The 26,635-nt window shown below is 64.2% G+C and carries 26 protein-coding genes; 12 read left to right on the forward strand and 14 right to left on the reverse strand.

Annotated features, from left to right (window positions below):
* Position 1 precedes the first annotated feature (1 nt).
* The 7 genes from hflK (at position 2) to ACR42D_RS17530 (ending at position 7,740) form a co-directional block, all read left to right on the forward strand.
* On the forward strand, positions 2 to 1,072 hold the full coding sequence (gene hflK / locus ACR42D_RS17500) for an FtsH protease activity modulator HflK (protein WP_484568066.1): 1,071 nt from the start codon (positions 2 to 4) through the stop codon (positions 1,070 to 1,072).
* 12 nt (positions 1,073 to 1,084) lie between these two features.
* Positions 1,085 to 1,933: a protease modulator HflC gene (hflC, locus tag ACR42D_RS17505; RefSeq protein WP_484568067.1), complete on the forward strand. Its 849-nt coding sequence runs from the start codon at positions 1,085 to 1,087 to the stop codon at positions 1,931 to 1,933.
* Between the two features lie 279 nt (positions 1,934 to 2,212).
* The gene (locus tag ACR42D_RS17510; RefSeq protein WP_484568068.1) at positions 2,213 to 2,935 is read left to right on the forward strand and encodes a LexA family transcriptional regulator; all 723 of its coding nucleotides are present in this window, start codon (positions 2,213 to 2,215) and stop codon (positions 2,933 to 2,935) included.
* A gap of 148 nt (positions 2,936 to 3,083) precedes the next feature.
* The gene (panB, locus tag ACR42D_RS17515) at positions 3,084 to 3,971 is read left to right on the forward strand and encodes a 3-methyl-2-oxobutanoate hydroxymethyltransferase (RefSeq protein WP_484568069.1); all 888 of its coding nucleotides are present in this window, start codon (positions 3,084 to 3,086) and stop codon (positions 3,969 to 3,971) included.
* Complete coding sequence (locus ACR42D_RS17520; RefSeq protein ID WP_484568070.1) at positions 3,972 to 5,027, forward strand: hypothetical protein; 1,056 nt, start codon at positions 3,972 to 3,974, stop codon at positions 5,025 to 5,027.
* A gap of 558 nt (positions 5,028 to 5,585) precedes the next feature.
* Positions 5,586 to 6,986 (forward strand): sensor histidine kinase, encoded by a 1,401-nt coding sequence (locus ACR42D_RS17525; protein WP_484568071.1) that lies wholly within the window; start codon positions 5,586 to 5,588, stop codon positions 6,984 to 6,986.
* 130 nt (positions 6,987 to 7,116) lie between these two features.
* Positions 7,117 to 7,740, forward strand: coding sequence for a LysE family translocator (locus ACR42D_RS17530; RefSeq protein ID WP_484568072.1), 624 nt, complete (start codon positions 7,117 to 7,119; stop codon positions 7,738 to 7,740).
* A 118-nt stretch (positions 7,741 to 7,858) separates the two neighbouring features.
* On the opposite strand, the gene ACR42D_RS17535 is transcribed toward ACR42D_RS17530, so the two are convergent.
* From ACR42D_RS17535 to ACR42D_RS17555, 5 genes are all read right to left on the reverse strand, one after another.
* Positions 7,859 to 8,992, reverse strand: coding sequence for an AI-2E family transporter (locus tag ACR42D_RS17535; RefSeq protein WP_484568073.1), 1,134 nt, complete (start codon positions 8,990 to 8,992; stop codon positions 7,859 to 7,861).
* Positions 8,993 to 9,415: 423 nt separating this feature from the next.
* Positions 9,416 to 10,624: a phosphoserine phosphatase SerB gene (gene serB, locus ACR42D_RS17540; protein ID WP_484568074.1), complete on the reverse strand. Its 1,209-nt coding sequence runs from the start codon at positions 10,622 to 10,624 to the stop codon at positions 9,416 to 9,418.
* A gap of 285 nt (positions 10,625 to 10,909) precedes the next feature.
* Positions 10,910 to 11,068, reverse strand: coding sequence for a hypothetical protein (locus ACR42D_RS17545; RefSeq protein ID WP_484568075.1), 159 nt, complete (start codon positions 11,066 to 11,068; stop codon positions 10,910 to 10,912).
* A 12-nt stretch (positions 11,069 to 11,080) separates the two neighbouring features.
* The gene (locus tag ACR42D_RS17550; protein WP_484568076.1) at positions 11,081 to 11,548 is read right to left on the reverse strand and encodes a bactofilin family protein; all 468 of its coding nucleotides are present in this window, start codon (positions 11,546 to 11,548) and stop codon (positions 11,081 to 11,083) included.
* Between the two features lie 307 nt (positions 11,549 to 11,855).
* Complete coding sequence (locus ACR42D_RS17555; RefSeq protein ID WP_484568077.1) at positions 11,856 to 12,275, reverse strand: GNAT family acetyltransferase; 420 nt, start codon at positions 12,273 to 12,275, stop codon at positions 11,856 to 11,858.
* A gap of 89 nt (positions 12,276 to 12,364) precedes the next feature.
* Between ACR42D_RS17555 and ACR42D_RS17560 the strand changes: the two genes are divergently transcribed.
* The 5 genes from ACR42D_RS17560 (at position 12,365) to ACR42D_RS17580 (ending at position 16,802) form a co-directional block, all read left to right on the forward strand.
* Complete coding sequence (locus ACR42D_RS17560) at positions 12,365 to 13,036, forward strand: D-lyxose/D-mannose family sugar isomerase (protein WP_484568078.1); 672 nt, start codon at positions 12,365 to 12,367, stop codon at positions 13,034 to 13,036.
* Positions 13,037 to 13,251: 215 nt separating this feature from the next.
* Positions 13,252 to 14,295, forward strand: a complete 1,044-nt coding sequence (locus tag ACR42D_RS17565) for an ABC transporter substrate-binding protein (protein ID WP_484568079.1) — start codon at positions 13,252 to 13,254, stop codon at positions 14,293 to 14,295.
* The gene (locus ACR42D_RS17570) at positions 14,288 to 15,319 is read left to right on the forward strand and encodes a FecCD family ABC transporter permease (RefSeq protein WP_484568080.1); all 1,032 of its coding nucleotides are present in this window, start codon (positions 14,288 to 14,290) and stop codon (positions 15,317 to 15,319) included. Before ACR42D_RS17565 ends, ACR42D_RS17570 begins: the two co-directional genes overlap by 8 nt.
* A complete protein-coding gene (locus ACR42D_RS17575; protein ID WP_484568081.1) occupies positions 15,310 to 16,095 on the forward strand; it encodes an ABC transporter ATP-binding protein in 786 nt (261 codons plus the stop codon). Before ACR42D_RS17570 ends, ACR42D_RS17575 begins: the two co-directional genes overlap by 10 nt.
* The gene (locus tag ACR42D_RS17580; RefSeq protein ID WP_484568082.1) at positions 16,092 to 16,802 is read left to right on the forward strand and encodes a substrate-binding domain-containing protein; all 711 of its coding nucleotides are present in this window, start codon (positions 16,092 to 16,094) and stop codon (positions 16,800 to 16,802) included. The genes ACR42D_RS17575 and ACR42D_RS17580 overlap by 4 nt, the downstream gene beginning before the upstream one ends.
* 77 nt (positions 16,803 to 16,879) lie before the next feature.
* On the opposite strand, the gene ACR42D_RS17585 is transcribed toward ACR42D_RS17580, so the two are convergent.
* The 9 genes from ACR42D_RS17585 to dsrK form a co-directional block, all read right to left on the reverse strand.
* Positions 16,880 to 17,545: an ABC transporter ATP-binding protein gene (locus ACR42D_RS17585; RefSeq protein WP_484568083.1), complete on the reverse strand. Its 666-nt coding sequence runs from the start codon at positions 17,543 to 17,545 to the stop codon at positions 16,880 to 16,882.
* An 8-nt stretch (positions 17,546 to 17,553) separates the two neighbouring features.
* Positions 17,554 to 18,717: an ABC transporter permease gene (locus ACR42D_RS17590; protein WP_484568084.1), complete on the reverse strand. Its 1,164-nt coding sequence runs from the start codon at positions 18,715 to 18,717 to the stop codon at positions 17,554 to 17,556.
* Position 18,718: 1 nt separating this feature from the next.
* A complete protein-coding gene (locus ACR42D_RS17595; protein WP_484568085.1) occupies positions 18,719 to 19,168 on the reverse strand; it encodes a Fe-S-containing protein in 450 nt (149 codons plus the stop codon).
* Between the two features lie 506 nt (positions 19,169 to 19,674).
* On the reverse strand, positions 19,675 to 21,300 hold the full coding sequence (locus ACR42D_RS17600) for an FmdE family protein (protein WP_484568086.1): 1,626 nt from the start codon (positions 21,298 to 21,300) through the stop codon (positions 19,675 to 19,677).
* Between the two features lie 160 nt (positions 21,301 to 21,460).
* On the reverse strand, positions 21,461 to 22,393 hold the full coding sequence (locus ACR42D_RS17605; RefSeq protein ID WP_484568087.1) for a VOC family protein: 933 nt from the start codon (positions 22,391 to 22,393) through the stop codon (positions 21,461 to 21,463).
* A gap of 136 nt (positions 22,394 to 22,529) precedes the next feature.
* Positions 22,530 to 23,759, reverse strand: a complete 1,230-nt coding sequence (dsrP, locus tag ACR42D_RS17610) for a sulfate reduction electron transfer complex DsrMKJOP subunit DsrP (protein WP_484568088.1) — start codon at positions 23,757 to 23,759, stop codon at positions 22,530 to 22,532.
* An 11-nt stretch (positions 23,760 to 23,770) separates the two neighbouring features.
* Positions 23,771 to 24,541, reverse strand: coding sequence for a sulfate reduction electron transfer complex DsrMKJOP subunit DsrO (gene dsrO / locus ACR42D_RS17615; protein WP_484568089.1), 771 nt, complete (start codon positions 24,539 to 24,541; stop codon positions 23,771 to 23,773).
* Complete coding sequence (gene dsrJ, locus ACR42D_RS17620) at positions 24,541 to 24,921, reverse strand: sulfate reduction electron transfer complex DsrMKJOP subunit DsrJ (protein WP_484568485.1); 381 nt, start codon at positions 24,919 to 24,921, stop codon at positions 24,541 to 24,543. Before dsrJ ends, dsrO begins: the two co-directional genes overlap by 1 nt.
* Before the next feature lie 6 nt (positions 24,922 to 24,927).
* On the reverse strand, positions 24,928 to 26,598 hold the full coding sequence (gene dsrK, locus ACR42D_RS17625; RefSeq protein WP_484568090.1) for a sulfate reduction electron transfer complex DsrMKJOP subunit DsrK: 1,671 nt from the start codon (positions 26,596 to 26,598) through the stop codon (positions 24,928 to 24,930).
* Positions 26,599 to 26,635: the final 37 nt, after the last annotated feature.

The following is a 26,635-nucleotide window of genomic DNA, read 5'->3' on the forward strand; positions in this document are numbered from 1 at the left end:
TATGAATTGGGATTGGGACAAATTACAAAAGCAGCAACAGGGGCGCCCCGGCGGCAAGCCGCCGAGCTTCGACGATTTCCAGGACCAGCTTGAGAAACTGAAGAAGTTCAAGCTGCCCGGCTGGAAGCTCGTCATTCCTCTCATCGTCCTCCTCTGGATCGCCAGCGGGTTCTACATCGTCGAACCCGACGAGGTCGGCGTGGTCAAGCAGTTCGGCAAGTTCAACCGCATCACCACGGCGGGTCCGAACTACCACATTCCCTACCCGGTGGAAAGCGTGCTCACCCCCAAGGTGACCCAGATCCGGCGTGTGGAATTCGGCTTCAGGTCCGTGGGCAGGCCCATCACCCAGAGCTTCCAGCAGGGAGTCAGCCGCGAGGTCAAGGAGGAATCCCTGATGCTCACCGGCGACGAGAACATCGTCTCGGTCCAGTTCATCGTCCAGTACATGATCAAGGACGCCGAGAATTACCTGTTCAACGTCAATGACCCGGAGCAGACCCTGGCCCACGCGGGCGAGGCGGCCATGCGCGAGATCATCGGCAACGGCAAGATCGACGACGCCCTGACCACCGGCAAGCAGGAGATCCAGGTCCAGACCCGCGAGCTGATGCAGCGCATCCTGGACAACTACCGCAGCGGATTGTCCGTGGTGGCCGTGCAGATGCAGAACGTGCATCCGCCGGACGAGGTCATCGAGGCCTTCAAGGACGTGGCCTCCGCCCGCGAGGACAAGAGCCGCTACATCAACGAGGCCGAGGCGTACCAGCGCGACATTCTGCCCAAGGCGCGCGGCGAGGCTTCCCGCATCACCAACGCGGCCCAGGCCTACAAGGAGACCAAGATGCGCGGGGCCGAGGGCGACGCCGCCCGGTTCCTGTCCGTGCTCAAGGAGTACAACAAGGCCAAGGACATCACCCGCAAGCGTCTCTACCTGGAGACCATGGAGGCCATCCTTTCCAATCCCGACGCGGAGAAGCTGATCATGTCCGACGACGCGCTCAAGCAATCCGTGCCCTACCTCCCCCTGGACAAGCAGCTCCGCCGGGCCGCTCCCAAGGAAGCGAACTAAGGGGGACATGACATGAAAAAAACGACCATCATCATAAACGTACTGATCATCCTGGGGGCCTTTGTCCTGACCTCCGCGGCCTTCACCGTGGACCAGACCCAGCAGGCCATCGTCATCCAGCTCGGCCGTCCGGTGACCGGCCAGCTCGGACCGGGCCTGCACTTCAAGCTGCCCTTGGTCCAGAACGTGGTCTTCTTCGACGCCCGCATCCTGGACTTCGACGCCAAGCCCGAGGAGATCACCACCACGGACAAGAAGTACATGAACGTGGACTCCTACACCAAGTGGCGGATCACCGACCCCCTGACCTTCTACACCAAGGTGCGCACCATCCAGGGCGCCCGCGCCCGGCTGGACGACATCGTCCGCTCGCAGCTGCGGGTGGCGCTGGGCCGCTACACCCTGATCGAGGTGGTCTCGCACAAGCGCCAGGAGATCATGGACGCGGTGACCAAGCGCTCCCGCGAACTCCTCCTGCCCTACGGCATCGAGGTCCTGGACGTGCGCATCAAGCGCACGGACCTGCCCGCCGAGAACGCCCGGTCCATCTACGGCCGCATGAAGGCCGAGCGTGAGCGCCAGGCCAAGCAGTACCGCTCCGAAGGCCAGGAGGCCTCGGCCAAGATCAAGGCCAACGCCGACAAGGAACGGGCCATCATCCTGGCCGACGCCCGCAAGCAGTCCGAGATCATCCGAGGTGAGGGCGACGCCCAGGCCACGAAGATCTACGCCGAGTCTCTGGGGCAAAATCCCGATTTCTACGATTTCATCCGGAGTCTGGACGCCTACAAGAGTGGTTTCGACAAGAATACCCGCTTCATTCTGACGCCAAAGAGCCCCTTCCTGAAACACCTGCGATAGAAAAACACCCGTGTCTCAAATGAGGATGTGGTCACACGAGGGCCACATCCTTTTTCTTTTGCCAAAAAAAACCTTAAACGATATCATTGACATTATCGGGAGATTCTCCCAAAGTCGCCAGGAGATTTTCCCGGCAATGCAAAAACGGCGATATTCGCCGTTCGGTTCGGGGGAATATTCCCCCTTTAAAAATATAATGGTGTACATACAGGGATTGCCATATTCCGATAATGAGGAATGGTCTCCCTGAATGCCGCCATCACTCGTTAAGGAGCGACTATGCCCAAGAAGAAACGGAGATGTGACGAAGCGCAGCTCAAGTGGTTCGAGGAAGCACTTGAACGCATCAAAAAGGCGACCGGAGCCCGCACCCAGGTCCAATTGGCCGAGGTGCTCGATGTCCGTCAATCGAGTATTTCGGACGCCAAGCGCAGATGCTCTATCCCCGCTGACTGGTTCTTGAAATTGTATCGCAGCCACGGCCTGGACCCGGACTGGCTGTCCGAAGGCGTGGAGCCCGTGTACATCAACGCTGACAAGGCCAAGGTCCCGGCCGACACCCTGCTGCGCGAGACCCCGGCCCCCTACGGCCGCATGAACTCGCGCGGCCGCCTGGTGCCGGTCTCCACCATGGCCGGCGCGGACAAGGACGCCGCCGAGTGGGAGCCCAAGTCCATCGAGGAACTGTCCGTGCCCGAGTCCTTCTGCCGCCCCAAGCTGCTGGTGGTCAAGGTCGACTCCGCGAGCATGGACCCGGTCATCACCCGCGGCGCCTTCGTCGGCATCGACCGCGACCAGAGCGAGCACCCGGACGGCGACCTGTGCGCGGTCCACTTCCCGCACCAGGGCCTGACCATCCGCCGGGTCTTCCACCAGGGAGACACCTTCCTGCTCAAGGCGGACAACGACCAGTACTCCGATCTGACCATCCCGGCCGAAGAGATGAACGAGCGCACCGTGGGCCGCGTCATCTGGGTTCTGCAGAACCTCGCCCCCATGTAGGGAGCGCCGGCTTCGCCGGAAGCGAAAACGCCACAAGAGGGCCGTCCGCATGCCGGACGGCCCTTTTTTCACGCCTTGCGCGCGCCCTTTTCCGCCCGCAGGCATGAATCCTTGACTTGGGCCCGCCTGCGGCCCTACTCTCCGGGCCATGAGCACCACCAAGAAGACACCCCCGGCGTCCCAGGCCAAGCCCGTCACCGCGCCCGACATCCTGGCCATGAAAGGCGGCGACAAGATCTGCTGCCTGACCGCCTACGATTACCCGACCGCGCTCATCGCTGACCAGGCGGGCGTGGACCTCGTTCTGGTGGGCGACTCCCTGGCCATGGTCGTGCTCGGCCGCCCGGACACCCTGTCCGTGACCGTGGACGAGATGGTCCACCACACCAGGGCGGCGGCCCAGGGCGTCAAGCGCGCCCTGCTTGTGGCCGACATGCCGTTCATGTCCTTCGCCACCGTGGACCGGGCGCTTGAGACCGCCCACCGGCTCATGGGCGAGGGCGAGGCCAGAGCGGTCAAGCTCGAGGGCGGCCAGGCCGTGGTCCCGCAGATCACCGCCCTGACCGAGGCCGGGGTACCGGTCATGGCCCACGTGGGGCTGACCCCGCAGCATGTGGCCAAGTTCGGCGGGTTCAAGGCCCAGGGCAAGTCCGCCGAGGCCACCCGCGTGCTCATCGAGGACGCCCAGGCCGTGGAAGAGGCGGGCGCGTTCAGCGTGGTCCTGGAGGCCATCCCGGTGGAGGCCGCCCAGCTCATCACCGAGGCCGTGAACATTCCGACCATCGGCATCGGCGCGGGCAACGTGACCGACGGCCAGGTCCTGGTCTACCACGACGCGCTCGGCCTGTTCGACCGCTTCACCCCCAAGTTCGTGCGCCGCTTCGCCGAGTTGGGCGAGGCCTCGCTCCAGGCCGTGGAGATGTACTGCGCCGAAGTGCGCAAGACCACCTTCCCGGGCGACAAGAACACTTTCTACATGCCAGAGGACGAGCTGGCGCAGGTCCGCAAGATCAAGGTCAAACCCAAGAAGAAATAGATGCATCTGGACCTCTCCTGGCCGGTCCTCTGGAGCGGTCTGTTCTGGCCGCTCATCAGGCTGACCTTCTACATCTCCGTGGCCCTGATGGTCGGCATACTCATCGAGTCCCTGCGCTGGACCCGGTACGCGGCCAAGCTGGCCGACCCCCTGGCCCGGCGCGCCCGGCTCAAGGACATCTCGGCGGCCAGCTTCACCATGGCCTTCTTCTCCGGGCTGACCGCCAACACCATGCTCGCCGATGCCCACGAAAAGGGCGAGCTGTCGGACCGGGAGCTGGTCCTGTCCAACCTGTTCAACTCCCTGCCCACCTATTTCCTGCACCTGCCGACCATCTTCTTCATCGCCAGCCCGTTCATCGGCTCGGCCGCCTACACCTACGTGGGGCTGACCGCCCTGGCCTCGGTCCTGCGGACCATGGGCATCGTCTTCGCGGGCAAGTTCCTGCTCCCGCCCCTGCCGCCGGGATGCCTGCCCTGCCGGTTGGCCGAGATCGAGGGGGACAACGGGCGCAAGGTGCGGATCACCTGGCGGCTCCTCAAGCGGCGGCCCGGCCCGGTCGTGCTCATCGTCCGGCGCAGGCTGGCGGCCACCCTGGGCCGCGCCCTCGGGCAGGCCTGGAAGCGGTTCATAAAGAGGCTGCCCAAGATCCTCTACGTGACCTGCCCCATCTACATCCTGTTCTTCGTGCTCAAGCAGCTCGGCCTGTTCGCCTGGCTCCAGTCGGCCATGGCGGGCGGGGTGCCGCTGTTCACCTTCCTGCCGCCCGAGGCCCTGTCCATCGTGGCCTTCCACATGGCCGCCGAGTTCACCGCCGGGCTGGCCGTGGCCAGCGCGCTCATCGCCGACACCTCGCTCACCCAGGTGCAGGTCATCCTGGCGCTCATGCTCGGCAACGTGCTCTCCTCGCCGGTGCGCGCCTTCCGCCACCAGTTCCCCTACTACGCGGGCATCTTCCGGCCGCGCATGGCCTTCAAGCTCATCCTCTACAACCAGCTCTCACGCAGCCTGACCATCGCCCTGGTGGGCGCGGTCTACGCCCTGCTCATGCACTGATCCCCCGCCTGCTTGTGCAACAGTGCACAAAAATATGTGCAATGCACATCACATTGCACAAACGTTGAACATGCAACGAACCAACAACGTACTGTAATCATTGACTCCAGCTCTTTGGCACGTCCTATGCTTAGAGCAAGTCATGATTGATGCAGTTACCGTCACTCTCATCATCCTGGTCGCCGTGTTGTTGCGGCGGCCCCTCCTCACCGACCCGGACGCCGACCACGGCGTCCGGGAAGACGGGGAAGATTTCGGCTTAACGGCCAGGGTCCCCGTGCCCGTCCGGACGTCACCCCCCCATCCTGTCCGGGTGAAACGGCGCTAGGACCAGGCCTTTCAGCATATACCATACCTCCCTTGAAAAGCAGTTTCTAACCTCAACACCCCTCCTCAAAAGCAGACCTCTAACCTCTGAAAGGGCCGCGCAAGCGGCCCTTTCGCCTCTTTGGCGGGGCAACGATTTCCAAATCGTCCGGGGCCTTTCCTTGTCAGAATCGCCCCAACGGCGTATGTATACGTAAAATCGGCATACTCAAACGGCCCGGACGTGCGCACATGAACGACCTCGACAAGGACCCCGACCTCCTGAACGGCAACCTGCTCGACCTGACCGACGAAGAGCGCATGGCCCTCATCGTCGAACGCGTCGAGGCCAAGTTCCTGGACTACGACGGGTACGACTTCTCCCGGCGGCAGCTCCTGGCGCTGAACATCTTCTTCGAGCTCTCCCAGGAACTGCGCGGCCGCGATATGTTCTACGCGGTCTGCATGGCCATCCCCCAAGCCCTGTTCGATCTCGACTCGACCATGTACATCCTCGAGGACGAGGAGACCTTCTCCCTGGCCGCCTGCTCCACGGGCAAGTGCGACAAGGACACCACCCTGCCGTGGAGCGAGTTCATGAACGAGCGGCTGACCATCCGGGGCGAGTACATGCACATCCCCATCCGGGGCAACCCGGAATACAACGACATGCTCACCTTCGAGCCGCCCCACAACGTCCTGGGCAGCTTCGTCATGCGCCCCTGTTCCGCCCTGCCAGGCCACGCCCGGCTCTTCCTCGAAAAATACGTCAACCGCGTGGGCTATCAGCTCCACCACCGGATCATCCGCGCCCGCAACCGCGAGCACATCGCCTTCATCAAGTCCATGGTCCAGGATATCGGGCACAACGTCATCGTGCCCAACATGTACTACAAGCTCTATTTCAACCGGCTCAAGCGCAAGATCGAACAGCTCCACCTGGCCACCTCCTCCATCCTGTCCAAGGTCAACGAGGGCGCGACCCCGGAACTGGTGGACGACGGCAACCGGCTGGCCGAGATCGCCGGGGGCATCGAGGCCCAGTACCAGGAGATATACTCCCACTACGAGTCCACCTCCATGTTCCTGGAGACCCTGCTTCGGCGGCGGCACTTCGAGGAGGGGCGATACGTGCTCGAAAAGCGGGACGTGGACCTGCCCACCGCGGTGGTCGCTCCGGTCGTCGAACGGTTCCGCCACCGGTTCGCGGAAAGCGGCATCGAGCTCGTCCTGATCGGCGAATGCACCGAGGACCAGGTCATCCGGCTGATCCTGGACCGGGGCCTCATCTCCCAGGTCCTGGACAACCTGCTGTCCAACGCGTTGAAGTACACCGAGCCCGCGCCCAATGGCGAAGGCGGCGAGGAAAAATGCGTGACCTACGGCTGGAAGGTCCTGGCCGACTTCTTCGGACCGGGCAAACCCGGCATCCGCGTGTGGGTGACCTCCTCGGGCGACCCCCTGGACCTGAAAGAGCCCATGGACGTGTTCAAGCCCGGCTTCCGCGCCGACAACGTGGCCCACAAGGCGGGCACCGGCCGGGGCCTCTACTTCGTCCGCCAGGTGGTCGAACTGCACGGCGGCAAGGTCTTTTATGAGTATGCCGACGGCGGAAACGAGTTCTCCTTCGTTCTCCCGTTCGAGCAGGCTTGACCTGAGAACGCCGGCTTCCGCTAGCGGCGTAACGAGCATGGGACGTGGGCCGGAGACTTGCCCGGCTTGACAATCCGGCGGATTGCCTGTCCAATTGCGGCTCGATTTATCTTTCATTTTCGGAGCGCACATGGACATCCATACCTATCTGGTCTTTCTGACCACCACCGTGGTGGTGTTGCTGATCCCCGGGCCCACCGTGATGATGGTCGTGGGCAGCTCACTGGCCCAGGGACGGCGCGTCGCCGTGCCCCTGGCGTTGGGCGTGGGGTTGGGCAACGCCGTGGCCGCCACGGCCTCTCTGGCCGGGCTGGGCATGCTCCTGGCCGCCTCCGCCGAGCTGTTCACCGCTTTCAAGTGGGTCGGCGCGGCCTATCTCGTCTACCTCGGCGTCAAGGCGTGGCGGGCCGACCCCGAGGCCGGAGCCGCACCGGAGAATACGCGCCCGGCCAAGAAACGGACCCACATGCTCAACGCCTGTCTGGTCACGGCCACCAACCCCAAGGCCATCGTCTTCCTGTGCGCCTTCCTGCCCCAGTTCATCACCCCGGACCGGCCCCAGCTGCCGCAGCTGCTCATCCTCGAAATCACCGTCCAGATCCTGAGCATGGCCTCGGCCCTGTTCTACGCCCTGCTCGCGGTCAAGGCCCGACGCATCGTGGCCAACCCGACCTCCATGAAGATCGTCAACCGCATAGGCGGTTCGACGCTCATCGGCGCGGGGATACTGACGGCCGCTTTGAAGAGGGCTTAGTAGGGAGGCGGCTTCGCCGCGAAGTTTTTTCGCTGCGCGATTGAATCGCTGTCGCACCAAGTAGAACGCCCCCGATCCAAGCAAGGATCGGGGGCGTTTTGCATTCTCTTTATTGTGATCAGTCCGTCTCAGCCACCGGGTCCGGGGGGAGTTCGGCCGCCTTTTGGGCCAGCAGGCGGCGGTAGTAGGACAGGCACAGGCAGGTCATGGGCAGGGCGATGAGCAGGCCGAGGAAGCCGAGCAGCCTGCCCCAGACCGACAGGGACAGAAGGATGAGCCACGGGGACAAGCCCAGGCTCTCGCCCTGGATCTTCGGGACCAGGACCGCGTCCTGGATGACCTGAACCACGGCCATGACCGCCACGGCCAGGCCGATGCCCACCCACACGGATTCACCCGCCTCCAGCGAGTCGAGCCCGGCCAGCAGCAGAACCGGGACCACCCCGGCCACGCCCAGGTACGGCGCGATGTTCAGGATACCGATGAGCATGCCCATGACCAGGCCGAGCGGCAGCCCGATGAGCATGAAACCGATGGACATGAGCACGCCCACGATCAGGCAGACAATGATCTGGCCCCGGAAATACAGCCCCATGGTCTTCTCGAACTCGTCCAGGAACCCGGTCACGCTCTCGCGGTACTGCGCGGGCAGGTAGTCCTGCCACCCGGCCTTGATGCGCCCGAAATCGGCCAGCAGAAAGATGACGTACAGCACGATGACGAACACGCCGAACAGTCCGGCCGCCGCGTTGAGCGCGCTCACGGCCACGCCCCGGATGCCCGGAACCAGGTTGCCGAGCACGCCCTTGGCCGCGTTGAGCGCGCCCTGGGCCGTGAACAGGTCCCTGACCTCGGGAGACTGCACCGTGTCGCGCAGCCACTGCCAGATGTCCGGCGGCAGATGGGCCGCCACCTTGTCCGCGAACTCGGAGTTGGTGAGCAGCCGCGACAGGACTTCGCCCATGTGCGCGAACTCGCCGACCACCATGGGCACCACCAGCAGGACCAGCCCGGCCACGGCCACCAGCAGGAACAACATGGTCAGCAACACGGCCACGCCGCGATTGCCCACCTTTCTCTCGATGAAACAGGTCAGGGGATTGAGCAGATAGGCCACCAGCAGGGCCGCCACGAACGGCACCAGCACGCCCGACAGATAGCCCAGCAGCCAGACCATGCCGATGAAAAACCCGGCCCCCAATACCATCCGCACCACGGAATCCAGGGTGTACGGCTTGCCGCTCTCGAACATGACCCCTCCAGAAAAAAGATAATAAAATGAATCTGCCCCGTTCCTTACCAGCCCACCCCGGTTTAGACAACGCCCACTTGTGTGAATATGCCTTGCCTCCGGTATGCCCTCGCCGGACGGGCGTGAAAGGCATGCCTCCGGCGGCCAAAGAACCTGTTGAAAAAGGTTCTTTGGAATCTCCAAAACTTCTTGTCGCCGCTGCGCGGGGTGCGAACGCGGTCAGACAGCTCTCTTTACAAGGCTCACCTCGCACGCACGTCCTGCCGTGTAGACGCACGCCCAGACTTGACCTCCGCACGCGCGAATGCGCATACAAAAAGTTTAGAAAGGGAGAGGGGATGGGGGGCCGGGGGAAGGGGAGAGGGGAAACCTTCTCAAAGGTTTCCCCTCTCCCCTTCCCCCGGTTCTTCCTCAACCTCAGCGCTACACCACGTCGCGGGAGCGCATGCCGAGGAGGAAGAGGATGGCGTCGAGGCCCAGTGTGGAGATGGCCTGTCGGGCGCCCTGTTTGACTTTGGGTTTGGCGTGGAAGGCGATGCCCAGCCCGGCGAGGTTGAGCATGGGCAGGTCGTTGGCCCCGTCGCCCACGGCGATGACCTGTTGCAGGGAGATGCGTTCCTGGTCGGCGATGGACTGGAGCAGTTCGGCCTTTTTCTGGGCGTCCACGATATCGCCCACGGCCTTGCCGGTGAGCTTGCCGTCCACGATTTCAAGCTCGTTGGCGTAGACGTAGTCGATGCCGTAGCGTTTGCGCAGGATTTCGCCGAAGTAGGTGAATCCGCCGGACAGGATGGCGATCTTGTAGCCCACGTTCTTGAGGTTGGAGATGAGTTTTTCCGCGCCTTCGGACATGGGCAGCCGGTCGGCGACCTTTTGCAGCACGGACTCGTCGAGCCCTTCGAGCAGGGAGAGGCGTTTGCGCAGGGACTGTTTGAAGTCGAGTTCGCCGCGCATGGCGGATTCGGTGATGGCGGCCACCTGTTCGCCCACGCCCGCCTCCTTGGCCAGTTCGTCGATGACCTCGGCCTGGATCAGGGTGGAATCCATGTCAAAGGCCACCAGGCGGCGGTTGCGGCGGAAGATGTTGTCTTCCTGGAAGCCGATGTCGACCATCATCTTGGAGGAAATCTCCAGGAACTGGGCGCGCAGCCCGGCCACGTCCTTGGGGGTGCCGCGCACGGTGAACTCGACGCAGCCGCGCGAGCACTCGTAGTCGTTGCAGTCGAGCGGCACGCGCCCGGACAGCCGGTAGATGGTGTCGATGTTCAGGCCGGCCTCGGACACGACCTTGGTGATGGCCGCGATCTGCGAGGACGAGACCGAACGGGCCAGCAGGGTGATGATGTAGCGCGGCTTGTGCGCCTCGCCCACCCAGGAGTTGTACTTTTCCTCGTCCAGGGGGTGCAGGCGCATGGTCACGCCGAGCTCATGGGCCTTGAAGAGCAGATCCTTGAGCACGGGCTGGGAGTTGGCGGGCAGCCGGATGAGGATGCCGAGCGTCAGGAAGTTGTGGATGACCACCTGCCCGATGTCGAGCACGTCCACGTCGTAGCCCGCCAGGACGCCGGACAATTCCGCCGTCAACCCGGGCCGGTCGCCGCCCGTCACATGCACCAATATGATCTTTTCCATGGATAAAACCCCCGTGAGAACTTCGAGCGGACCATCTCATATATCCCCAAGACAGTAAACCTTGAGCCCCGAGCACTCCCGGCAGAGCACCAAAATGCACCCACCTCCGCGAAGCGGCACAAAAAGTTTAGGAAAAGGAGGGGATGGGGGTTCGGGGGAAGGGGAGGAAAGAACCCTTTTCAAAGGGTTTTTCCTCCCCTTCCCCCGGCCGCCGGAGGCACAACCAAGACCAGCCCCCGGCGCGGCGCGTCGGGGGCTGGTCTTGGCGACAACCGGGCAGGCCGGTTACTTCTTGTCCGATTCGGACTTGGCCTCGCGGATGTAGGCCATGCCGGGGGTAAGAGAGCGCAGGTGACGCTGCAGGAGCAGGTCGGCCTCGCGCTTGTTTTCTGCGGTATAGGCTACGTATTCTCTACCGTTGTCTTCGATGACCACTTCAAACATGGTAAACCTCCGTTAGGCCCCGCTGTCGTCGGAGCCGGTCTTGGCGATTTCAACTTCCCTGGCGACGGGCTTGGGAGCGCCGCCGAAATTCGCGGACACGACCTTGGGCTTGACCTCGGCGGCCACCCCCTGGGTCATGTGGATGGTTCCTTCAACCACCGCGCCGTTTTCCACCACAAGCACCTTCGTGTCAAGACTGCCCTTGAGCACGCTGGTCTTTTCGAAAACGGCCTTGTCCTTGACGTGCACGTCGCCGAGGATTTCGCCGCAGGAGTTCAGCTGCCCCACGCGCACGGACCCTTCGATGCGGGCCTTGCGCCCGAGGATGAGCACGCCTTCGGTGGAGATTTCACCTTCGAACCGGCCGTCGATACGGACCGTGCCGATGAAATCGAGTTTGCCCTTATATTCGGTGCCCACGCCCAGAAAGGCGTTCAATTCGGAATTTTCTTTGGTGTTTTTGCTGGAAAAAAGGCCCATTTCATCTTCCTCGTTCGTTTCACGGTCGGCCAGGGCCGTCCCGTATTACGGTCATTACAGCATAGCAGGATTTCCCTATATACCCGGCTGGTGCCGAATGCCACTTTTTTTTCCACAGGGGAAGGGCCCGATCCGATGGAAAAATAATCGCCGGGAACGGGCGGCCCTTTACAGCTTCCGTCATCCCATACAAATAGTTGGGCATAGTGCCGTCCAAGGAACGGCGGGCATTTCTTTTCAAAGGCGGCGCGGTAAGACCGCAAAGGGGAATAAGAGAATGGCCCGTTCCGCGGACGAAGGGGCGCGGTCAGTCCAGGACCTTGCCCATGCTCAGGCGGGGCTCGGCGGTGAAACCGTTGGCCTCGTAGAAGCGGCGCACCGCCTCGTTGGATTCGAGAATCTGGAGGTTGACCTTGACGCAACCGCGCTGCTTGAGGGCCTCGAGCGCGTGGTCCAGGAGGCGGGAGCCCAGCCCTTGGCCGCGTCGGTCCGGGGCCACGGCCATGGAGTATATCCAGCCCCGATGGCCGTCGTATCCGGCCATGACCGTGCCGAGGACATCGTCGCCGTCCTCGGCCACCCAGAAGAGATCGTCCACCGCGATCTTGCGGTCGATGGCGAAGGCCGGGTCGTTGTAGGTGGCCAGGTAGCCGAAGACCTCGCGCCACAGGGCCATGACCCGTTCGCGATGGCGGGCGTCGTCGTAGGTAAGAATGGCGGCGGACATGCGGATTGTGTAGCCCGCGCCCGGGGAAGAAGTCCAGCCGTGCGCCACTCCCTCTTGACGCGGTCACCCCGCTCACCTAGATAGATTTCATGAAACGCAGCGAAATCAACGCCCTCATCCAAGACGCCAAGGAATTCTTCGCCTCCTTCAAGTTCGCCCTGCCCCCGTGGGCCTTCTGGTCCCCGGACCAATGGAAGGGCAAGGGCGACTCCGAGGTGGTCCGCAACCAGCTCGGCTGGGACCTGACCGATTACGGCGCGGGCGATTTCGACAGGCGCGGGCTGATCCTGTTCACCATCCGCAACGGCAACCTGGCCACGGGCCATCCCAAGAAGTACGCGGAAAAGATCATGATCGTCCGCGAGAACCAGATTTGCCCCATGCATTTCCACTGGTCCAAGACCGAGGACATCATCAACCGTGGCGGCGGCAACCTGGTCATCGAGCTGTATGGCTCCACGCCCGCCGAGGAGCTGGGCAAGGAGCCCCTGGCCGTATCCGTGGACGGTTTCACGCGCATCGTCCAGCCCGGCGGCACGGTGGTGCTCACGCCCGGCGAGTCCATCTTCCTGGAACAGGGCATGTACCACCGTTTCTACGGCGAAACCGGCAAGGGCAAGGTCCTGGTGGGCGAGGTCTCGTCCGTGAACGACGACAACACCGACAACCGGTTCCATGAGCCCCAGGCCCGGTTCCCCGAGATCGACGAGGACGAAGCCCCGCTGCACCTGCTGTGCACGGACTACCCGGATTACGTGTAGCCCCTCGCTTCGCCTTTTCCGGCTCCGGCACCCCTCTTTTCCCGCAATAGTCACGCATTATACCAAATGCGTGACTTTCCAGGTTTTTCTTTACAGAGAAAAAAATGGACTGTTATGGTCCGTATTTAGTCTCCGCCTGCCTGGCGCGGGCGTTTTATCGGCACGCGCTCCAGGCTATCCCGGACAACATCCAAGCCCGAGAGAGGTTTTTCCTGATGAAAAAACTGCTGCGATTGCCCTTGATTGCCTGCCTGCTCCTGTTGCTGCCGTGCTCTTCCGCCCTTGCCCAGCGCACCGTCACCGACCAACTGGGCCGTACCGTGTCCATCCCGGACGAGGTCAGCCGGGTGGTGGTCCTCCAGCACCAGTCCCTGGACGTCATGATCCAGCTCGGGGCCCAGGACAAGGTCGTCGGCATCCTCGACAAATGGGAGAAGTACCTGCCCGGCGCGGCCAAGACCATGGCCGACATCAAATCCCTGCCCACCCCCGGCGGGCTGGATACCGTGAACATGGAGGCCTTGCTGGCCGTCCATCCCGACCTGGTCATCGTCACCCACTACGCGCCCAAGGAGATGATCCAGCAGATCAGCGACGCGAACATCCCGGTGGTGGCCGTGTCCCTGTTCGACGCGGCGAGCCAGGAGGCCGCCAAGCTCAACCCGGACCTGGCCGACGCACAGGCCGCCTACAACAAGGGGCTCAAGGACGCCGTGCTGCTTTTGGGCGAAATCTGCAACAGGCAGGCGCGCGCCGAGCGGCTCATGCTGGTGGTCGAGGCCAACCAGAAGGTGCTCAAGTCCCACCTGGGCGACATCCCCGAGGGTGAGCGGGTCAAGTGCTACATGGCCCGCAACAACCTGCACACCTACGGCGCGGGCAAGTACACCAGCGTGATCATGGAGCGCGCGGGCGGCGTCAACGTGGTCGCCAAGGAGGTCACCGGCTTCAAGGAAGTGACCATGGAGGACGTGCTGCGCTGGAACCCCGAGGTGGTCTTTGTCCAGTGGCGGCACCGCTCCGCTGCCGACGGACTGCGCAACGACCCGGCCTGGCAGCAGGTCTCGGCCATCAAGAACGGACGGCTGTACGTCTGCCCCGAGTACGTCAAGCCGTGGGGCCACGCCCTGCCCGAATCCATGGCCCTGGGCGAGCTGTGGATGGCCAAGACCCTCTATCCCGAGAAATTCAAGGACGTTGACCTGGATGGCCTGGTCCAGTCCTACTACAAGGAATTCTACGGCATTGCCTTTGAATAGACCCTACCCCCAGCGGCCGCGTCCGACCCTCGGCAGTCTTGCTCCGTGGGCGGGCGTGGCCGCCGTTTTCTGTATAGGGCTGGCCTGGGGCCGGTATCCGGTGGGCATATACGAGGTCCTGCGCATCCTGGGCCACGCCGCCGGGCTGCCCATCGCCCCGGACTGGCCGGGCGTGCTCGACACCGTGGTCATGCAGGTCCGTCTGCCGCGCGTACTGGCGGCCATGCTCATCGGCGGCGGGCTATCCGTGGCGGGCGCGGCCTTCCAGGGGCTGTTCCGCAACCCGCTGGTCTCGCCCTACATCCTGGGCGTGGCCTCCGGGGCCGGTTTCGGCGCGGCGCTCGGCATCCTGCTGTGGAACTCGCCCTGGCTGATCCAGGGCTCGGCCTTTTTCTTCGGCATGCTCGCCGTGACCGCGGCCTGGATCATGAGTAGGCTGTACCGCTCGTCCGGGCCCATGATCATCATCCTGGCCGGCGTGGTGGTCGGCGCGTTCTTCCAGTCCCTGCTCTCCCTGGTCAAGTATGTGGCCGACCCGGACGACAAGCTGCCGGTCATCGTCTACTGGCTGATGGGCTCCCTGTCCTCCATGTCCATGGACCGGCTGCTGACCGTGCTGTTGCCCATGGGCGTGTGCGTGCTCGGCCTGCTTTTGGTCCGCTGGCAGCTCAATGTCCTGTCCCTGGGCGACGAGGAGGCCCGCACCCTGGGCGTGGAGGCGGGCCGTTTGCGCCTTGGCGTGATCGTGGCCGTGACCGTGGTCACGGCCAGCGCGGTCTCGGTCAGCGGCATCATCGGCTGGGTCGGGCTGGTCGTCCCACACCTGGCGCGCATGGTCGTGGGCCCGGACTACCGCAGGCTCATCCCGGCCAGCCTGGCGCTGGGGGCGTGCTACCTCGTGCTCATCGACGGGCTGGCCCGCAACCTGACGGCCACCGAGATTCCGCTGGGCATCCTGACCGCGTCCGTGGGCGCGCCGTTCTTCGCCGTACTGCTCGGCAGGGGGAGGACCGGATGGGCATGACCCTGCGCGCCGAGGACTTGAGTTTCGCTTACCCGGGCCGCGACGCGGTCTGGGCCGACGTCACCCTGACCGCCCACTCCGGCCACGTGCTGTCCATCCTCGGCCCCAACGGCACGGGCAAATCCACCCTGCTGCGCTGCCTGGCCGGGCTGGTGCCCCCGCAAACCGGACGGGTCTTCGCGGGCGACCATGATCTGTCCGCCATGAGCCGCCGCAAGACGGCACAGGCCATCGCCATGGTCCCGCAGACCCACACCCCGGTCTTCACCTACCGCGCCCTGGACGTGGTGGTCATGGGCCGGACCCCGCACCTGGGCGCGTTCGCCTCGCCGAACAAAACGGACTACGGCGCGGCCCGTGCGGCCATGGAGACCATGGGCATAACGCACCTGGAAAACGTGTCCTACAGTGAGACCAGCGGCGGCGAGCGGCAACTCATCCTGTTTGCCCGGTCCCTGGCCCAGGGCGCGGACATCCTGCTTTTGGACGAGCCCACCTCCCACCTGGACTTCGGCAACCAGGCGCGCACCCTGGCCCTGATCCGGTCCCTGGCCGACCGGGGGCTGACCGTGATCATGACCACCCACTTCCCGGACCACGCCTTCGAGATATCCGACCGGACCGCCCTGCTGGCCCGGGGACGGCTCCAGGCCGTGGGCGACACCGGCGCGGTCCTGTCGCCCGAGTCGCTGTCCTCGCTCTACGGCCTGGGCGTGGACATCCACCGGCTGGACAACGGTCGGACCGTGTGTACGGTCCGCAAGGAGGAGCCATGACCCTGTCCGCGTTCGTCGCCGGGAGCCTGCGCAAGGCGCTGCCCGCCATGGCCGAGGCCGTGGGCCTGGCCCTGGACGTGCGCTTCGGCCCGGCCGGGCTGCTGCGCGGCCTGATCGAGGACGGGGAGCGCCCCGGCCTGTTCCTGTCCGCGAGCATGGCCCACGCACGGGCCGTGGCCCGGCTCGCCGACTACGGCGAGGCCGCGCCCCTGCTCGAAAACCGGCTCTGCCTGTTCGGGCGCGAGGAGATTCTGGCCGACGGCGATGCCCTGCGGGCCATGCTCGACCCGGACAGCCGGTTGGGCACGTCCACGCCGGGCGCGGACCCGGGCGGGGACTACGCCTTTGCGGTCTTTGACCGGGCCGAGACCATCCGGCCGGGCAGCCGGGCCATGCTCCGCGACCGCGCCCGCCCTCTGGTCGGCGGCGACATACCGGACAGAACGGCGGGCAGCGGCTCGCCGGTCGTCGCTCTCTTCCGGACGGGCAAGGTCGACCTCTTCCTGGGCTACCGGACCACGGCCGTGGACGTGACCGCACGCTGCCCCGGCCTGACCCTCCTGGACCTCCCCCCGGAACTGGCCGTGCGCCCCCGCTACGGCGTCGTGGCCCTGGATACGGACAAAGCCCGAGCCGCCCTGGACAAACTGCGCTCGACCGGGGCCATGGAGGCGGCTGCGGGTTGTGGCTTCCAACCTCCTCGCTGATTCCCGGCCACACCGAATCAACCGCACAAAAAAAGCCGCCCCGAAGGGCGGCCTTGTTCTGCCGTATTCACGGGCCGTCAGGCGGCGACCCTTCCCTCGGCCATGTTGACCATGCGGTCGGCCCGGGCCGCGTATTCGTTGTCGTGGGTGACCATGACGATGGACAGGCCGTCCTCCTTCAGGTCCGCCAGCAGGCGCATGATCGCGTCGCCGGTCGCCTTGTCCAGGTTGCCGGTGGGCTCGTCCGCGAACAGAATGGCGGACTCCTTGACCAGGGCGCGGGCGATGGCCACGCGCTGCTGCTCGCCGCCGGACAGGTGGCCGGGCAGCTTGCCGCCCTTGCCGGACAGCCCCACCCGGTCCAGGCAGGCGTCGGCCCGCTTGCGCACCTCGGCGGTCACCGGGCCGAGCCCCTGCATGTAGGGCAGCAGCACGTTTTCGCGGGCCGTCAGGTACGGGAGCAGGTGGTGGAACTGAAAGATGACCGCGAAGTCCCTGCGCCGCAGCTCGTTCAGGCGGGCGCGGGAGGCGTGGGTGATGTCCTCGCCCTGGTACAGCAGCTGCCCGGAATCCGGGGCCAGCAGAGTGGACAGGATGTTCAGGAAGGTGGTCTTGCCCGACCCGGAGCGGCCCACGATGGACACGAACCGGCCCGGCTCGACCAGCAGGTCCGCGCCGTTGAGCACGGCTGTCTCGCCGCCCTCGCCGCTGAAGGTCTTGGTGATGTTTCTGGCTTCGAACATGGTCGCTCCTAGAGTGCGATAAGGGCTTCGGACGGTTCCACGGAGGCCGCCTTCCAGGCCGGAAGGAAAGCGGACAGGACCGACACGGCCACGATGAACAGGCCGGTCAGGGCCATGTGCCCGGGGTTGAAGGACAGGGCGGCGTCGGCGGCCATGTCGAGCAGGGCCAGGACCTTGAGGCTCAGGGCATAGCCGCCCGCGTAGCCCGCCGCCCCGGCCACCAGGCCGATGAGCACGGCCTCGAAGCAGAAGATGGCGAAGACCCCGCCCCGGCTGAAGCCGAGCGAACGCATCAGCCCGATCTCCTTGATCCGTTCGTTGACCGAGGAGAGCATGGTCACGCCGACCATGCAGCAGGCGATGAACAGGATGACCAGGGACACGGTCAGGATGAGCCGCTTGACGAAATCCACGGAGTACATGCGCTGCTTGACGATGGACTGCAGGGCCTGGATGTCCGTGCCCGGCAGGGCGGTGCGCAGCTCGCTCACGATCTCCTCGATGGGGCAGCCCGCGCACAGGGCGGCCACTTCCACGAAGCTGACGCGCCCCGGGTTGCCGAAGTGGGCCTGGGCGAAATCCATGCCCGCGAACAGGACAGAGTCGTCGTCCGAGCCGGTGGGCTTGAGCACTCCGGCCACGCGCACGGGCGTACCGTTCAGGGTCAGCTCGGAACCGGGTTGCAGGCCCAGCGACGCGGCCGCTTTGGCCCCGGCGAGCACGCCGTCGTCCGTGGTCGGGAACGCGCCGTCCACGGCCCAGTAGCCCTTGAGGATCTTTTCGCGGTCGAAGCGCACTCCGACCACGCCCACGGCCGTGTCGCCAGCCTTGGCCATGGACACCAGCTTGGGCGCGACCACCGCGATGCGCTCCTTGAGCTCGATGTGCGCCACCCGGTCGGCCACCTCGGCCTCGTCCAGGTCGTGCACGCCCAGCGCCATGTCGCCCATGGCGAAACCGCCGTAGCTGACGGTCAGCTTCTCGCTCCTGGGCATGATCAGGATGTTCGCGCCGTAGGCCGAGAGCTTCTTTTCCAGGGAGCCGCCGACCACGCTGGACACGTAGTTCAGCGAGACGATGGAGGTCACCCCGAGGGTGAAGACCAGCAGCAGGAGCAGGGTCTTGACCCATTTCCTGCGGGTGTTCCGCAGGGGAATGGTCAGAATGTTCATACTAGAAGTACCCCACTCCGGCGACCAGGTCGGCGGTCTTGATGGTCACGTTTTGTTCGTCGTAGGCGCGGGCCAGGGGCGAGGGGTTGCAGCCGCCCTTGACCTCGTTGATGCGCGAGGAATGGAACCGCTGGCCGCAATTGTTGCAGACCATGAAATCGCCGTCCTGGCTGTACCCCTTCTTTTCGCCGTAGCAGACGTCGCAGGCGTCGAAAGCCGCCCGGATGATCCCGTCGCGGCTCTTCATGACAAAGAACTTCACGTCCTTGCCGCCCGCGTCATAGGTGTAGAAATGCGCGTTGCCGTCGGCCACGTCGCTCACCGGGATGGTCACCACCCCGTTTCCCGCCGTGACCGAATCGCTCCCCCCGAACCCCCAAAAGGCATGGGCCGCCCCGGACAGGGCCAGCACGAACAACGATGCAAGGACTATGGATTTGATCCCTTTCATGATTTCCTCCCGAAAATAATTCCAGACTTCCAAGGTATGAAAATACTGCGGGCCTGTCCCGCAAACAATGCACAAAGCCCATTTTCATGCAATCCGCGCACCAAACAGGATCGCAAGTCTTCAGAACCGGTTACCCGATAAGCCCCCGCCAAATCCCGTGCACCCCTCTGCCCAATTGCACAACCGATGTGCAACACTCCGCACACACCCAACAAAAACACCCGCGCCAGCGGGTGTCCAGTCATGCACTCAAAAGCGCCCCTCATGGAGCGACTCGGGCGGCAAAGCCGCCCGACAACGGCTCTCACTCCCGCACGTCGCCACAAGCAAGCGCCCTCTTCCCAGGCCGTCTCACCGCGCTAGCACAAGGCTTGGGAGAGTGGGTCAGCTGTGCATTTTCTTCCAGTGGGCTTTCACCGCAGCGTAGCCGTCTACGTGAGGATGAAAGCCCACTGGAAAAAATGTGCAGATGGCCCGCTATCGCAAGCCGCCCACCGTCCGAGCGCCTATTTCCCGAACGGGCATTTGGGGAAGGAGCAGGACTTGCAATTCATGCAGAATCCGCCCTCGCCCAGACGGGCCAGGTCCTTGCGGCGCAGTTCCTGTCCGGCCAGGATGCGCGGCAGGACCACGTCGAACGCCGTGGTCTTGTAGAACAGGGCGCAGGCCGGGACGCCGATGATGGCGGCGTTTTTCAGCTTGCCCACCAGGGTCATGGTACCGGGGAGCATGGGCACGCCGTAGAGGTCGCCGTGCAGCCCGGCATCCACCAAGGCGGCGCGGGTGACGTCGTCCGGGTCCACGGACATGCCCGCCGTGGTGATGACCACCTCGCAGCCGCCGTCGAGCATGGCCGTGGCCGCCTTGGTGATGGCCTCGCGCTCGTCGGGCACGATGTCGGTCATGTGCACGGTGCAGCCGAGCTTGATGACCTTGGACGAGATGATCGGGATGAACTTGTCCTCGATGAGCCCCTGGAAGACCTCGGTGCCGGTGACCAGGATGCCCACCTTGGCGGGCTTGAGCGGCAGCACGGACAGGACCGGGCCCTCGCCGATCGCGGTCAGGGCGCGGCTGAACCGGTCGCGGGAGATATACAGGGGGATGGCCCGGGTTCCGGCCACGCCCTTGCCCTCGGGCATGAGCGAGCCGTCGTGGCGTGTGGCCAGCATGACGTCCGGGGAAAGGTTGAACCGGGAGAGCGCATCCAGGTCGATGGACAGCAAGCCCGGATACTCGGCGAAGAAGTTGATCTTGCCCTCTTCCGGGTTCGGGTCGTAGGTAACGCCCGGCCCGGCCATGCGCTTGGCGAACGCCTTGACCGCCTCGTTCTCGTGGACCCACTCGTCGCCGGGCACGGCCTCGCCATCAAAAACGTTGAACTTGCCGATGCGTTGCAGACGGCAGACGTCGCCGATGTCGAAGGTGTCGCCCGCCTTGGTGATGGGGCCCTTGGACTCGCCGGGCTCGATGCCGGTCATGTCGTGAACCGCCTGCTTGCCCACGGCCTGTTCCACGGGGACTACCTTGAGGTCCGGGGCGTCGTCGGCGCACAGGACGCCCTCCATGGACACGTACGGGTCCTCGCCCTGGCAGCCTCGGCAGATGGAGCCGTCCGAGCCGGGGTACGCCTCGCCGCAGACCGGACAGACGTCGATGGTGGTCATGTGGCCGTGGCCGAGGAATTTCTTGGATACGGTCACGGGCCGGATGGAACAGATGGTGTCCCCGGCCTCCTCGATCTCCTGGAAGAGCCGGTCCGTGTCCTGTTCGGCCTTGGGCTTTTCCTTCATGAACCAGGCGCGGATCTCGGGCCACTTGTCGAGCTTTTTCTGGTCCACGGCCACGCGGAATCCCTGGCCGGTGAACTTGTCGTACAGGGACACGGCGTAGCGCCCCAGCAGCTTGACCTTCATCCAGTTGTTGCCCGTGGAGCACAGGGTCAGGAGCTGGACCGCGTCGGGCAGACACTTGCCGGACTCGACCAGGGCCTCGAACAGGGTGCCCTCGGGTAACCTCGCCTTCGCCGCCTCCACCATGTACCCGCCTATGAGCAGGCCCGGCGCGGGATAGCCGTGAAATTCCTTGGCCTTTTGCTTAAATTCCTCAAAGGTATACTGTCCGATGTTCATGCTTGCCTCGTCGTTCGAAAGAGTACACGGCGTTGCCGCCGCCGCGATTTCTCCACATTGCCGCTGAAAAATGGAAACGCACTATGCCACGCGCGTGACATCGGCGCAACAAGGCCCCTCCTTGCATGTTCCTGCACAACGTTTGAGCGGATATCGGTGTCTAGCGTTCCGCAGGAGTGAATCCGCGCACGCCCATAAGCCCGCCCGCCGGATCGCGGAACACGGCCACGGCTCCATCGCCGTCGCCGGGGGCGGGCCGGAGCAGCACGGTGCCGCCACACGCTTCCACACGTTCGACCACGCCCGCCACGTCCCGCGCGGCCACCATGGGAATCCAGACCGCCCCCGGGAACCCGTCCGGCGGCGCGGTGATGGCCCCGCGCGGGCGGTTGCCGGCCAGGAGCATGACGTAGGGCACGCCGCGCAGCGAGATACGGTCCGCTTCGTACCCGGCCAGCCCGGCGTAGAACCGCTCTGACGACGGGACGTCGGCGGACCACAGCTCGGCACCCAGGAAAGCGCCGTCCTCCGGGGCGCGGTCCCTGGGATCGCCCACGGACGAGGCCAGCAGTGAAACGCGCGCGCCCTGCGGGTCGCGAATCTCAGCCATGCGGCCGCGATACGGCCGGTCCTCGGGCGGATTGACCGCCTTGGCACCGGCGGACTGCGCCCGCGCAAAGGCCCTGTCCGCGTCGTCCACGGACAGGCACGCCACCCAGCCGGGACCGTGCCCGCGCCACGGCTCCCCGCCGCCCACCAGGAAGATCGTGCCGATGCGCCTGTCCTTGTTCAGAATGGTCTTGACCGTGGCCGAGCCCGGATCGGTCCGCTCCACGGACCAGCCGAAGACTCGGTCGTAGAACCGGGCCACGGCGCCGATGTCCGGGGCGTAGAGGTCGAACCAGACGAACTTGCCGGGATAGGCGAGGTGCCCTGCGTCCGGGGTGACGGTGGGCAGATCTATGGTCGTCGCGCAACCGGACACGGCCGCCAGGGAGAACAGGAGCAAAAGGGAGAGGATGGGCGCGAAGGGGACGCCGGGCCTGGCGCGCCCTGGGGCGGCGGGCACGGTGCGGTTCGAAGAGGTCTTCATGGGGGGCAGCATAGCACACGGGCCGGGCAAAACGAACCCGGCGGGCGAAAAAGAGGCCGCCCCGTTTCCGGGGCGGCCCTGTTTCAGCCTTGATGCCTAGCGAGGTGACGTTACGTGGCCAGGCTGTTTGCCGGTTTTAGGCCTCGGCAGCGGCTTCTTCTTCAGGTGCGCAGTCGCAGACGTCCTCGGAGGAGCAGCCGCAGGGCAGCTTCTGGGAGTGGCCGACTTCGGCCTTGACGGAGGTGGCGATCTTGAAGAGCACGGTCACCACCAGTGCGCCCACGGAGTAGACCATCAGGGAGACCATGAGTTCCTTCACGGTCGGCCAGTACGGCGTGATGGTCTCGAACGGGGTCGGGTTGAACCCGCCGATGAGCAGGCCGAGGCCCTTGTCGATCCAGGTCGCGATGATCAGGATGGCCAGGGTCCAGGGCAGCAGCTTGAGGTTGTTGCGGAAGCGCGGGGTCACCAGCAGGGTGATGGAGATCGCCGCGAACGCGATGAAGGTCCACATCAGGGTCACCAGACCGGTGCTGGCGTGCTCGAACAGGTACAGGATCGGGTGCATGTGGCCCGGCATGTTCGAGTAGAACGAGGTGAAGATCTCCAGGGCGAAGAAGAACATGTTCACGCACATGGCGTAAGCGATGATCTTGACCAGGGTCTTCACGGCGTTCTTGGCCATCTTGAAGGTGGTGAACTTCTCGGTGAGCATCATGACGAGCAGCAGGATCGCCGGACCGGAGCAGAACGCGGAGGCCAGGAAGCGGGCGGCCAGGATGGCGGTCAGCCAGTAGTGGCGGCCGGGCAGACCCTGGTACAGGAACGCGGTCACGGTGTGGATGGAGAAGGCCCAGATGATGGACGTGTAGATGAACGGCTTGAGCCACTGCGGGTGAGGCAGGTGCTGGCGGTCCGCCTGCAGGCAGGTCCAGCCGACGAGCAGGTTGAGGAACAGGTAGCCGTTGAGCACGATCATATCCCAGAACAGGATGGAGTTCGGAGTGGGATGGAAGATCATGTTCATCATGCGGGTGGGCTGCCCGATGTCCACGACGATGAACAGCAGGCACATAATGCACGCCGCGATGGCCATGAACTCACCGAAGATGACCATGTGCTTGTTGGTCTTGTAGGAGTGGAAGTAGTTGGGCAGCACGATCATGACGCCCGAGGCGGCCAGACCGACGAGGTAGGTGAACTGGGAGATGTAGAATCCCCAGGACACGTCGCGGCTCATGCCGGTGATCTTCAGGCCGTTCATCCACTGGTCGATCAGGGCCGTGGAGCCGATACCAATGAGAACCAGGAGGAACGCAATCCAGCCGTAGTATCTCTTGGAGCCTTTCAGAGCTAATTCAAGCATTCCGATTCCTCCTAAATGATGTAGTAAACACTGGGCTCAGTGCCTGCCGAGGGTTTACGACGAATGGTGAACTTCTCGCGAAGCACCTTGCGGACTTCGGAATCCGGGTCCTTCAGGTCGCCGAAGTGCATGGCGCCCTCGGAGGCCTCCACGCAGGCGGGTTCCTTGCCCACGGCCAGGCGCTCGACGCAGAAGTTGCACTTCTCGACGACGCCGCGCATGCGGGTGGGGAACTCGGGGTTCAGCTTCTCCAGATCCAGGCCCAGCCGGGGCTCGCCCCAGTTGAACGAACGGGAGCCGTAGGGACAACCGGCCATGCAGTAGCGGCAGCCGATGCAGCGGTGGTAGTCCATGGCCACAATGCCGTCCGGGCGCTGGAAGGTCGCCTTGGTCGGGCAGACGCGCACGCACGGCGGGTTCTCACAGTGGTTGCACAGCAGCGGGAAGACGCGCTCGTGGACCTCTTCGGCCAGGTGCGGGTTCTCCTGCTCCGGGAAGGTGTGGGCGTAGGTATCGTGCCACAGCCACTTCACTTCCTTCTTGCCCTCGATGTGGGGCACGTTGTGGATGTGGTGGCAAACCCCGGCCAGCTTGTCGATGGCTTCGGCGGTGTGCAGCTTGGTGGTGTCGATGACCATGGCCCAATGCTTGGCATGGACGGCCGTGGCATTGACCTTGACCGGGGCATGGCCCTCGGAGGCCAGGACCTTTTTGGGGGCCACGGCCAGCCCGGCGGCGGCGATACCGGCAAGCTTGATGAAGGTTCTTCTGCTGTTCTTCATTATTTCAAACCCTCCGGCTGAACGTGGCAGTCCCAGCAATAGGGAGAGACACCCGCGTCGTTGTGACACTTGTCGCAGAAGTCGGCCTTGCTGGTGTGGCACTTCATGCAGGTGTTCTGCAGGGAGATGGTGAACTCTTTGCCCTTGTGGTTGATGTAGGTCCGCTTGCCGTCACGCAGGGCCCAATCACGCCACTCGTTCAGCAGCTTCATATGCTCGGTGCGCATGAACTCGGTGGATTCGATGCACTCCTTCTCGTTCTGGGGCAGCTTGAGCTCGGGCTCCTTGTACTGCTTGGTCATGGTGCCGAGCGCAAAGGGAGCGGTCAGCATCGCGAAGAAGATGACCAGCCCGGCGACGATCGCAAATCCGTTGTACATTTTCATTTATGCATCCTCCTTGGTCGGGGGCGTCCAGTCGTCGTCTTCGTCCTCGAAACCGGGGAGGGGTTCCTGGCGCATGTCCATGGTCCGGACTTCGCCCTCTTCGAGGACCAGGGCGTTGGCGACCAGCTCATGGGTGCCGGAGATGGTCACGCCCGGGGCCCAGTAATCGGCCAGCGGGATCAGGGTCGCGCGGTCGATGGCGCAGATGCAGGCCATCAGGTTGACGCCGTGCTGCTCCTGCACGTAGCGCAGGGCGTTGCCTCGGGGCAGGCCGCCGCGCAGGCGGATTTCCATGATCTCGTCGGTGTTCAGGCCGGAGCCGCCCGCACAGCAGAAGGTCTGCTCGCGGATGGTCGCCGGAGGCATCTCGAAGAAGTTGTTGCACACGTGCTTGAGCACGTAGCGCGGTTCCTCGAGCAGGCCCATGCCGCGCGCCGGGTTGCAGGAGTCGTGGAAGGTGACCCGCAGATGGTCGTTGCGGCTGGGGTCCAGCTTCAGCTTGTTGTGCTTGATGAGGTCGGCGGTGAACTCCGTGATGTGGAGCATCTTGGTCGCCGCGGCGGTGTTGAACACGGTGCCGGTGATGGGCGACTTCGGCGTCGTCATGCCGGACCACTGGGTGTCGCCGTTCATGGTGTCCATGTACTGGTGGATGACGCGCCACATGTGGCCGCACTCGCCGCCCAGGATCCACTTGCAGCCCAGACGCTCGGCCTCGGCGTACATCTTGGCGTTGAGCTTCTTCATGGACTCGTTGTTGGTGAACGAGCCGAAGTTGCCGCCCTCAGACGCGTAGGTGGACATGGTGTAGTCCAGGTCGAGGTAGTCGAACAGGAGCAGGTAGCCCATGAAGGTGTAGATGCCCGGATCGGCGAACACGTCGCCGGACGGGGTGATGAACAGGATCTCGTGGCCCTTCTCGTTCAGCGGGGCCTTGACCCTCCGGCCGGTGACCTCTTCGATGTCGTCGACCATAAAGTCCACGATGTCCTTGAAGGCGTGGGGCTGGATGCCGAGGTGGTTGCCGGTGATGTTACAGTTGGAGACCGGCTCCATGATCCAGTTGGTGTTCAGGCCGACCAGGTGCATGAGTTCGCGGGCCATCATGGTCATTTCCGCGGTGTCGATGCCGTAGGGACAGAACAGGGAGCAGCGGCGGCACTGGGTGCACTGGTAGAAGTAGATGAACCATTCTTTCAGGACATCCTCTTCCATGACCCGGGAGCCGGTGAACTTGGACAGGATCTTGCCGGCCACGGTGAACTCGCCGCGGTAGACCGAGCGCATCAGCTCGGCGCGGAGCACGGGCATGTTCTTGGGATCGCCGGAGCCGATGAAGTAGTGGCACTTGTCGGCGCAGGCGCCACAGCGCACGCAGATGTCCATGAACAGTTGCAGGGAGCGGAACTTCTTGAGCCGCTCGCGGAAGCCGTTGACCACGGTCTCCTTCCAGTTGGCGGGCAGCTTCCAGTCCACGTCGGACGGAACCCACTGACGGGCTTCGCCCCACAGGCCGGGCAGCTTCTTGTCCATGTACTCGATCTTCTCGGGCTTGGCGGGGTAGCACCAATTGCCGGGCGAGAAGTCCACCGGGGTTTCCATCCATCCGGTGAGCGGCGGGTTGTAATCTATGCTCTTGAAGAGCTCGTCTGCTTTGGGAATGTCGGACATATTCTTATCTCCTCGATAAAGAAAGTATCACCTGGCG

Origin of the sequence: Pseudodesulfovibrio sp. lm2024 (assembly GCF_051175575.1) — a bacterium.
GTDB lineage: Bacteria > Desulfobacterota > Desulfovibrionia > Desulfovibrionales > Desulfovibrionaceae > Pseudodesulfovibrio > Pseudodesulfovibrio caledoniensis.

Bases quoted from the DNA above. Each gene is read 5' to 3' on its own strand.
- hflK (WP_484568066.1), top strand. From the start codon at position 2: ATGAATTGGGATTGGGACAAATTACAAAAGCAGCAACAGGGGCGCCCC.
- hflC (WP_484568067.1), top strand. From the start codon at position 1,085: ATGAAAAAAACGACCATCATCATAAACGTACTGATCATCCTGGGGGCC.
- ACR42D_RS17510 (WP_484568068.1), top strand. From the start codon at position 2,213: ATGCCCAAGAAGAAACGGAGATGTGACGAAGCGCAGCTCAAGTGGTTC.
- panB (WP_484568069.1), top strand. From the start codon at position 3,084: ATGAGCACCACCAAGAAGACACCCCCGGCGTCCCAGGCCAAGCCCGTC.
- ACR42D_RS17520 (WP_484568070.1), top strand. From the start codon at position 3,972: ATGCATCTGGACCTCTCCTGGCCGGTCCTCTGGAGCGGTCTGTTCTGG.
- ACR42D_RS17525 (WP_484568071.1), top strand. From the start codon at position 5,586: ATGAACGACCTCGACAAGGACCCCGACCTCCTGAACGGCAACCTGCTC.
- ACR42D_RS17530 (WP_484568072.1), top strand. From the start codon at position 7,117: ATGGACATCCATACCTATCTGGTCTTTCTGACCACCACCGTGGTGGTG.
- ACR42D_RS17535 (WP_484568073.1), bottom strand. From the start codon at position 8,992: ATGTTCGAGAGCGGCAAGCCGTACACCCTGGATTCCGTGGTGCGGATG.
- serB (WP_484568074.1), bottom strand. From the start codon at position 10,624: ATGGAAAAGATCATATTGGTGCATGTGACGGGCGGCGACCGGCCCGGG.
- ACR42D_RS17545 (WP_484568075.1), bottom strand. From the start codon at position 11,068: ATGTTTGAAGTGGTCATCGAAGACAACGGTAGAGAATACGTAGCCTAT.
- ACR42D_RS17550 (WP_484568076.1), bottom strand. From the start codon at position 11,548: ATGGGCCTTTTTTCCAGCAAAAACACCAAAGAAAATTCCGAATTGAAC.
- ACR42D_RS17555 (WP_484568077.1), bottom strand. From the start codon at position 12,275: ATGTCCGCCGCCATTCTTACCTACGACGACGCCCGCCATCGCGAACGG.
- ACR42D_RS17560 (WP_484568078.1), top strand. From the start codon at position 12,365: ATGAAACGCAGCGAAATCAACGCCCTCATCCAAGACGCCAAGGAATTC.
- ACR42D_RS17565 (WP_484568079.1), top strand. From the start codon at position 13,252: ATGAAAAAACTGCTGCGATTGCCCTTGATTGCCTGCCTGCTCCTGTTG.
- ACR42D_RS17575 (WP_484568081.1), top strand. From the start codon at position 15,310: ATGGGCATGACCCTGCGCGCCGAGGACTTGAGTTTCGCTTACCCGGGC.
- ACR42D_RS17580 (WP_484568082.1), top strand. From the start codon at position 16,092: ATGACCCTGTCCGCGTTCGTCGCCGGGAGCCTGCGCAAGGCGCTGCCC.
- ACR42D_RS17585 (WP_484568083.1), bottom strand. From the start codon at position 17,545: ATGTTCGAAGCCAGAAACATCACCAAGACCTTCAGCGGCGAGGGCGGC.
- ACR42D_RS17590 (WP_484568084.1), bottom strand. From the start codon at position 18,717: ATGAACATTCTGACCATTCCCCTGCGGAACACCCGCAGGAAATGGGTC.
- ACR42D_RS17595 (WP_484568085.1), bottom strand. From the start codon at position 19,168: ATGAAAGGGATCAAATCCATAGTCCTTGCATCGTTGTTCGTGCTGGCC.
- ACR42D_RS17600 (WP_484568086.1), bottom strand. From the start codon at position 21,300: ATGAACATCGGACAGTATACCTTTGAGGAATTTAAGCAAAAGGCCAAG.
- ACR42D_RS17605 (WP_484568087.1), bottom strand. From the start codon at position 22,393: ATGAAGACCTCTTCGAACCGCACCGTGCCCGCCGCCCCAGGGCGCGCC.
- dsrP (WP_484568088.1), bottom strand. From the start codon at position 23,759: ATGCTTGAATTAGCTCTGAAAGGCTCCAAGAGATACTACGGCTGGATT.
- dsrO (WP_484568089.1), bottom strand. From the start codon at position 24,541: ATGAAGAACAGCAGAAGAACCTTCATCAAGCTTGCCGGTATCGCCGCC.
- dsrJ (WP_484568485.1), bottom strand. From the start codon at position 24,921: ATGTACAACGGATTTGCGATCGTCGCCGGGCTGGTCATCTTCTTCGCG.
- dsrK (WP_484568090.1), bottom strand. From the start codon at position 26,598: ATGTCCGACATTCCCAAAGCAGACGAGCTCTTCAAGAGCATAGATTAC.